Annotated in this window: 6 protein-coding genes; all 6 read right to left on the reverse strand. The window is 58.7% G+C overall.

Features of this window, described 5'->3' with window-relative positions:
• Positions 1–396 precede the first annotated feature (396 nt).
• The 6 genes from ACQ4WL_RS27420 to ACQ4WL_RS27445 all read right to left on the reverse strand — a co-directional run bounded on the left by ACQ4WL_RS27420 (position 397) and on the right by ACQ4WL_RS27445 (position 7354).
• A complete protein-coding gene (locus ACQ4WL_RS27420) occupies positions 397–1476 on the reverse strand; it encodes a tartrate dehydrogenase (RefSeq protein WP_436512853.1) in 1080 nt (359 codons plus the stop codon).
• A 38-nt stretch (positions 1477–1514) separates the two neighbouring features.
• Complete coding sequence (locus ACQ4WL_RS27425) at positions 1515–3005, reverse strand: DUF3482 domain-containing protein (RefSeq protein WP_436512855.1); 1491 nt, start codon at positions 3003–3005, stop codon at positions 1515–1517.
• Positions 3002–4480 (reverse strand): DUF2868 domain-containing protein, encoded by a 1479-nt coding sequence (locus tag ACQ4WL_RS27430; protein WP_436512857.1) that lies wholly within the window; start codon positions 4478–4480, stop codon positions 3002–3004. The genes ACQ4WL_RS27425 and ACQ4WL_RS27430 overlap by 4 nt, the downstream gene beginning before the upstream one ends.
• Before the next feature lie 62 nt (positions 4481–4542).
• Positions 4543–5178 (reverse strand): phosphatase PAP2 family protein, encoded by a 636-nt coding sequence (locus tag ACQ4WL_RS27435; RefSeq protein ID WP_436512859.1) that lies wholly within the window; start codon positions 5176–5178, stop codon positions 4543–4545.
• Between the two features lie 228 nt (positions 5179–5406).
• The gene (locus ACQ4WL_RS27440) at positions 5407–6678 is read right to left on the reverse strand and encodes a sensor histidine kinase (protein ID WP_436512861.1); all 1272 of its coding nucleotides are present in this window, start codon (positions 6676–6678) and stop codon (positions 5407–5409) included.
• Positions 6665–7354 (reverse strand): response regulator transcription factor, encoded by a 690-nt coding sequence (locus tag ACQ4WL_RS27445; RefSeq protein ID WP_436512863.1) that lies wholly within the window; start codon positions 7352–7354, stop codon positions 6665–6667. Before ACQ4WL_RS27445 ends, ACQ4WL_RS27440 begins: the two co-directional genes overlap by 14 nt.
• Positions 7355–7539: the final 185 nt, after the last annotated feature.

Here is a 7539-nt window from a genome sequence, read left to right on the forward strand (position 1 = left end):
TTTACAGGCACCGTCATTGCTGACGGGTCGCTCACTCAAAAAACTGACAGGCTACTTCCGAAGAAGTATCCTATTTCATTATTTCTTGTGAACATTTGATATTTTAAGTTAGACGCCAATCCGAAGATTGACGCTGCACTTACATCAAATGCCCACACTTATCGACTGTTAATTGTTAAAGAACGGTATTCGGTGCTGCTTATTTGCGACTTTCGCGCTATCGACAAAGCGTTGTGTTTGTCAGCTGCGAAGAAGGAAGAGTATGAAGCGTTTCGGCTATTTCGTCAACCTTCTTTTTTACTACCCAGCCCCGGAAGGCTGTCCCTTTTGTGCCGCAAACTAGTGCGTCTCATTGGGGAGGCGAACTATAGCAAAGCCGCCCATGGGCGGCAAGCTTTATTTCAGCAATTCGGCAACCACCATACCCACATCGGTCGTACTGGCGCTGCCGCCCATGTCAGGCGTACGCGGACCATGCTCGATCACCCGCTCAATTGCGTGCACAATCGCGTCATGCGCCGCCGTGTAATTGGCATCGCCATTGCCGAGAAAGTCCAGCATCATGGCGCCCGACCAGATCATACCGATCGGGTTGGCGATATTCTGGCCGTAGATATCAGGGGCGGAACCGTGCACCGGCTCAAAGACAGAAGGGAACGTGCGCTCCGGATTGATATTGGCCGATGGTGCGATGGCAATCGTGCCCGTACAGGCCGGGCCCAGGTCGGACAGAATGTCGCCAAACAGATTCGAAGCCACCACCACGTCGAAGCGCTCGGGGCTCAATACAAAGCGGGCCGCCAGGATGTCGATATGGTACTTATCCCAACGGACATCGGGAAAGCTCGGCCCCATCGCTTCCACCCGCTCATCCCAATACGGCATGCTGATGGCGATGCCATTCGACTTGGTGGCCGAGGTCAGGTGTTTTTTAGGCCGGCTTTGCGCCAGCTCAAACGCATACTTCAGGATGCGGTCGACACCCTTGCGCGTAAACACGGATTCCTGCAGCACCGTTTCGCGCTCCGTTCCCTCGAACATGCGCCCGCCCACGGACGAGTATTCTCCTTCCGTATTTTCACGCACCACATAGAAATCGATATCGCCCGGCTTCTTGTGCGCCAGCGGACACGGCACGCCCGGCATCAGCCGCACGGGCCGCAAGTTGACGTATTCGTCGAACTCACGCCGAAATTTCAACAGCGATCCCCACAGCGAGATATGGTCCGGCACCTTGTCCGGCCAGCCCACAGCCCCAAAATAGATGGCGTCGAAATCCTTGAGCTGGGCAAACCAGTCCGAGGGCATCATCTGGCCGTGCTCGAGGTAATAGTCGCAATTTGCCCACTCCATGGTCGTGAACTGCAAGTCGATATTGAAACGGCGCGCAGCCGCTTCAATCACACGCAAGCCCTCCGGCATAACTTCATTGCCGATGCCGTCACCGGCGATGACCGCGATTTTATGTGTGCTCATCGGAAACCCTGTTGGAAATAAACGATGGAAGCCCGTATTTACATCTGCTGCGCCACGTCTGGGTACAGACGCGCCAGCACATCGGCAGTGATCACCGTGATGATCGGCTGCACACGTTCGGCCGCCAGTTCATTCGACTTTTCGCGGCGCACTTCTTTCCACAGCTCGGCCAATGCGCCCTCATGGCGCGCTACGGCTTGTTCGACCTCATCCTGCCAGAAGGCCGGCGCCTCGCTTTCGACAAAGTTGCCGCGGCCACGGCCAAAATGCGCCACAGCCAAATAACGCAGCACGCCCGCCACGACCAAGGTACGCAAGAAGGCATCCGTAAATTGCATGGTGGGCTCATTGCGCTCCGTGCCGGAATTAAAACCCCAGGCTGCACCCGCAAACGTCAGTGCTCCGACCACGCCGCCAAGCAAGGCGCCCGTACCCAAGGTCAGGCCGCCGGAAATCAGGTCGGCCGACAAGCCCGTCGCCGCACCGGAAATCATGGCGCCCAATAGCCCTGCTTGTGCCTTGTCGATCGGCGCGCGCACGGCGAAATTTTCCCGTATCCGGCTATTGATCTTATGCGCATCGGTAGGGTCAAGTTTGTGCAAGATCAACAGTTCACGCGTGGTGACGCCGCTGTGCATATTGAGCCGCGCCACCAGGCTGGCCATCGCCTTTTCCTGGCGTTGCTGTTCTGCATTCTTGCCGATGCCCACGACCTGCAAGGCCGATTTCAGCAAGCCCTTGGAGACGGGCTCGATGGCTTCGCGATCCTGGGCTGCCACCGCCAGCTGCGTGGCCAGCAAGTGCATGGCCTGCTGGAAACGAGCCGTATTCTGCGCTTGCCAGGTAGCAAACAAACGCGCATAACCGGCTTGCTGCGACTGCGGCAACAACTTGCCCACGGCTTCGTAAAACACGCGCTCATGTACCCAGCAGCGGGCAAAGGCATCGAGCGCCAAAACGTCGCGCACGATGGGATATTGCTGCAAATGGTCGCGCCAGCGCGCCTGCTCGCCGTGTTCCTCATTGCCCGGATGTGGCGGCCCCATCTGATTGAGCAAGACCACCACAGGCTTATCCAGCCATGCGAGAATTTTCATTTCCGCCGGCAAGTAACCAGCATCCCTGGGGTTTTCCGAAGAATTCACCAGGTACAGCACTACGTCGGCCGCGTCCTTGGCCGTGCGCAGCGCTTGCTGGCTGAGCCAGAACGGGCGGTCGCGATAACGGTCCAGCACTTCGCGCAGGAACCAGCCGATGGGATTGCCCGCCTGCCCCAGACGCTTGAGCAGGCGCACGGAGTCGCCAAAGCCGGGCGTGTCCCACAATTGCAGGGCATCACCCTGTGGCGTCGCCAGCAAAGTATGCGATTCCGCAAACACGGTGACGTGGGCGGCGTCGCGCACTTCGCCGATGTCCACGCCCACCAAGGTGCGCGCCAGGGTGGTCTTGCCATTATTCGTATGCGAAATCAGTGCAAACTGAATCTGCACTGCATCATCCTGGACATCTTTATTCACATTCACATTCATGCTGCTGCCGATACTTTCAAGCCGACACCGGCGTCGAGCGGGTGCAAGGCGGGATTGAGCAAATTGACCACGGTGGCCGTGGTTTGATGGAACTGGCAGAAATGCTGCCACAAGGCAACTCGCTCCGCCAGACGCGCGCCGTTATCCGCCTGCTCGCCAGCGTGCTCCACATAGCTGGACTCGTCGATCAGGACGGCGATGCCGCGTGTCGACGATTGCACCAGGTAATCGAGGAAGGCGCCGTGATTTTCCTTTTCCGGCGTTGCCGTCAGGTTGAACAGCACGGCCGTGATATTGACTTGCGGATCATTCAAGTCCGTGCCGCGCAAGACCTCCTGCGGCTCTTCGCCATACGACGTCGATGGCCGCAACATCATGCGCCCCTGCTCGCCAAACAGCATGATGGACAGCTGGCCCAAGCCCTTGTGGCGCGCCTCATCGACAGTAAAGCTGTACGGCAAGACGCGCAACATGCCGCCCGTGGCCACGCCGATGCTTTCATTGAGCTTGCGGAAGTACGGTTGATCGAGATCCAGCGGAAAGTGCTTTGCCAGGCGCGCGGCGCGCCAATTGTTGACCAGAGCCAGGATCAGGCGGGGGACGACGACCAGCAGGAAAATGGTTGCCGCATACAAATGCACCCAGCGCGCGCCGCCTTCGATGGTCGTCGTTTGCGGAAAACGCAGCGCTTCGATTTCCGCCAGCGAAAAACCTTGCAAATGAAACAGGGCAATCGCTGGCGCAAACAGGGTCGAAAGCAAGCTGTGCACCTGGCTGGCATTCAAAAAGGTGCTTTCCCAGCCGGCCGCGTATTGCGACAGGAAACCGCGCGCATACAGCGAGGCGACGGCGCCGATGGCAAACATGGCGGCGCTCAGGTGGATGGTACGGCTCACGCGCGCGGCCGTCAGCTTGGCGCTCAGGTGCGCCCATTCCCCCATGAAACTGAGCAAGCCCGAGGACAAGGCGTGCGGCAGCTTGCGCGGCAAGGCCAGGCGGCCCACGCTCAGGTGGCGCACTAATCCCGCTTTTGGCCAGCCCAGAGAGTGCGAGGGGATGCATAGCCAGATCAGCAAGCCCAGGTAGACCAGCACATTCCAGGCGATGATCAGCAGCAAGGGCGCCGACAGCAGGTCGACGCGATGCGGATCGGTGATGCGGTCGAGCCCGGCCCCCAGCAGCAGGGCCAGCAATGGCAGGGTCAGCGCCAGGGTCTTCATGCCGTTGCGACGATTCGCGAAGGCCGCGAAGGCGGGTGTGCGCTCGGTGAGGCGCTTGAGGATCAACTCGGAGCGCTGCTGGAGGAAGTCGTCCCCCGTGACTTCAGCCTGCTTGCCCGAGGCTTGCCACTGCGCAAGCTCACGCGCGCTGCGGCTGGCATACATGCGGTCATCCTCGCTGAGGACTTCTTTTTTCTGATCGGCCGTTTCGATAGCACGGACCAATACCACTTCTCTCGCAATCTGCTCGTTCATGGTGCTCCTGTTTTTGTATGAAACGACAACTAGACAGGCAGATTGTGACGTACTTTTGTATTTCAGGCCAACGCGTCCTCGGCCCGGAGCAAGTTATGCAGCAGATATATCAGGAAAGAAGCGATCCAGGCAGACCACAAGGTATGCGTGAAAAATTGCGTACCTTGCAACTGTTGCTGCCAGCCTGCCGCCAAACCGGACAGCAGCATGACACCAGCGAGCAGAAGCGCCGTGCGTGGCCGTGCCGGCAGGCAGAACAATGGCAAGGCCAGTAGCCACCAGGCAGTGTTCGCCTGGGTGACGGGCAGGCAAGCCATGGCAGACGCACTGGCGGGTAATGTTTCCAGCATGCGCGCGTAAGGTTCCAGTCCGCCATAGCGCAGCAAATCCGTGGGGCAAGGCACATCGCTGAAGGTAGAGAGCAAATAGATGCTTGGTGGCACCAAGACGGCCGACAGGGCCACGACACGCAAGGCACTGCGGCGTGATGCAAGCCAGGCCAGCGGACGCAAGGTATCCCAGATGGCCAAGCCGATCACGGCGGCGCCAAGCAAGGTCATGCCAAACTGAAAACTGCCCGCCAACGCGCTGTCAGCGCCGGCAAATTGCCCACGCTTCCCATCAAACATACTGTCGGCGATCATGAGGTCGAGGTTGCTGTAATTGCCGATCCAGAGGATCAGCATGGCTGACAGCATCAGGATGCTATCAATGCCTTTGGGAGTTTTGACGAGTTTAAGCTTGGCCAGCATGGGTGCACACATTACTTCATGAGATGAAAGGGACAGGCCGCACAGGACTGCAACCATGGAAGTCATCGTACAGTGTCAATATGAAGAGAACATGACGCTGCTCACCGTGCACAGCACAGACGAAGCAAGACGCGCTTCCAGAATCACCTTACATGTATCGGCATGAATTATGCGTCAACAACCCGTTAAGTTTTCGTTAAGTGGTCGTAAAAAGCCGGCTTGAATGAAATCAATCCGCAGGATGGTGCCACCAAAGGGGCGGACATTGAACGCCAGGTCCGCCCCCAGATACAGGCAGATGCGTTGAACCAGGCCCAAGCCCAAGCCTGTGCCGGATGAACCACTCAGATTGGCCGGTACGGGTTGATGCAGCAGGCGCGCACGGGCCGCTTCGGGCAAGCCTGGCCCCGTATCCTCGACGATCAGCGCGCGTCCGGCCAGGCGCACGATCACTTCACCCTGTAAGGTGTACTGGCAGGCGTTGCGTACCAGGTTGCCAATGGCGGCCGCCAGCAATTCACGCGGGGCGTTGACCAGAAAATCCTCGCCGCCTGCAAATACGAGGGTAAGCGGCTTGCCGGCCGTATACGATTGACAGCGCAGGCATTCCTGGCGGGCCAGTTCCGCCACGGAGAGTGACGCGCACTCCAGCAATTCGGGGGCGCGCGCCAGGCGCAGCAGCACCGTCACGGAGTCGCTCGCTTCATGCGCAGCACGGTAAATACGCTCGGAGGCGGAGCGCACCAGCGGCTCATGCGAGCCTTGCTCCATCAGAATTTCCGCAGCCCCCGTGATCACGGTCAGCGGCGTGCGCAGCTCATGGCTGACATCGCCCGTAAAAAAGCGCTCCCTATCGAGAACTTCGGTCAACTCCGCCGTACGTTGGGCAAAAGCGCGTGCCAGTATCCCCAATTCATCGGCACTATCCTGCAGTGGCAGCGCCGCCTGGCCAGCCTTGACGGCCTGCGTCAGCGACATAATCGGCGTGATCAAGCGATTGGCGATGAAGGCGCCCAGCAGCGAAGCACAAATCAGGAAACCGATAAAGCCAAGCGCAAACATGCTGTACACCACCAACTCGATCTTTTCATATTCGGTGGCGTGATCGATGACAACGAATTCGCCATGCACATCGCTGCCGACCAGCACGTGCAGATCGACGCCGTCGACGGTTTTCTCGTGCATGCCGGGCGCCAGGCCACGCAAGGGCAGCGGGGTATCCTCGGCGTGATGAAAACTCAAGCCTGCCGGCATCTCGACAGACAAGCCGGCTGCATGCCTGGGTGAAGCCCAGGCCGCCACTTCTTTCAGGCGCTCGTCAACCAGGCGCACTTCGATGCCCTCGACGGCGATGGCAGCGATAATGGCAAAAAAGATGCTCGCCACCACTGCGAACAGCAGGTAGGCGACGATGATGCGCCGCTTTAGCGATTTAAACGGGCGCATCGCTACTCAGTAATTTATAGCCGATGCCAGGAATGGTGCGCAACATGGGAAAGGCATATGGTTTGTCGAGCACCTGCCGCAGCGCATGGATATGCGTGCGCAGGGCATCGCTGTCAGGCCGGTCATCACCCCAGACTTCATGCTCGAGCATCTCGCGCGGCACCAGTTTGGGTGCTTCGCTCATCAGGCATTTCAGGATGGTGTAACCGGTCTTGGTCAAGGTCAATGCGTGGCCGGCGCGCCGGACTTCGAATTTTTCCGTATCGAAACGCAACTCGCCCACCGTCAGCACCGCGGCGGCCGTCGTTTGCCCGCGCGCGCGGCGCAGCAGGGCTTTCAGGCGGATTTCCAGTTCCAGTAGCGAGAATGGCTTGACCAGGTAATCATCGGCGCCACTGTCAAAACCGGCGACCTTGTCTTGCAAGGTATCGCGCGCCGTCAGCATTAACACCGGCGTGCTATTTTTCAATTCACCGCGCAGCTTCCGGCACAGCTCCAGGCCCGTCAGGCCGGGCAGCATGACATCGAGCACGATCACATCGTATTCATGCTGGGCCAGCAAGGCCAGGCCGGCATAACCATTCATGGCCGAATCGAGCACATGGCCCTTCGGTTCCAGATAGGCGTAGAGATTGGCAAGAATATCGGGATTGTCTTCAATGATCAGAATGCGCATACCACCATTGTAGGGCGGATTTCGCCGCACCAGATAAAACCACCAGACGAAAAAAAACCCCACCATTGCTGGCGGGGTTTTTCTCTACTGCGTATAACAAGCCTGACGATAACCTACTTTCACACTGGTTGCAGCACTATCATCGGCGCAAAGTTGTTTCACGGTCCTGTTCGGGATGGGAAGGG

Origin of the sequence: Janthinobacterium kochi (genome assembly GCF_051380715.1) — a bacterium.
Taxonomy (GTDB): domain Bacteria; phylum Pseudomonadota; class Gammaproteobacteria; order Burkholderiales; family Burkholderiaceae_D; genus Janthinobacterium.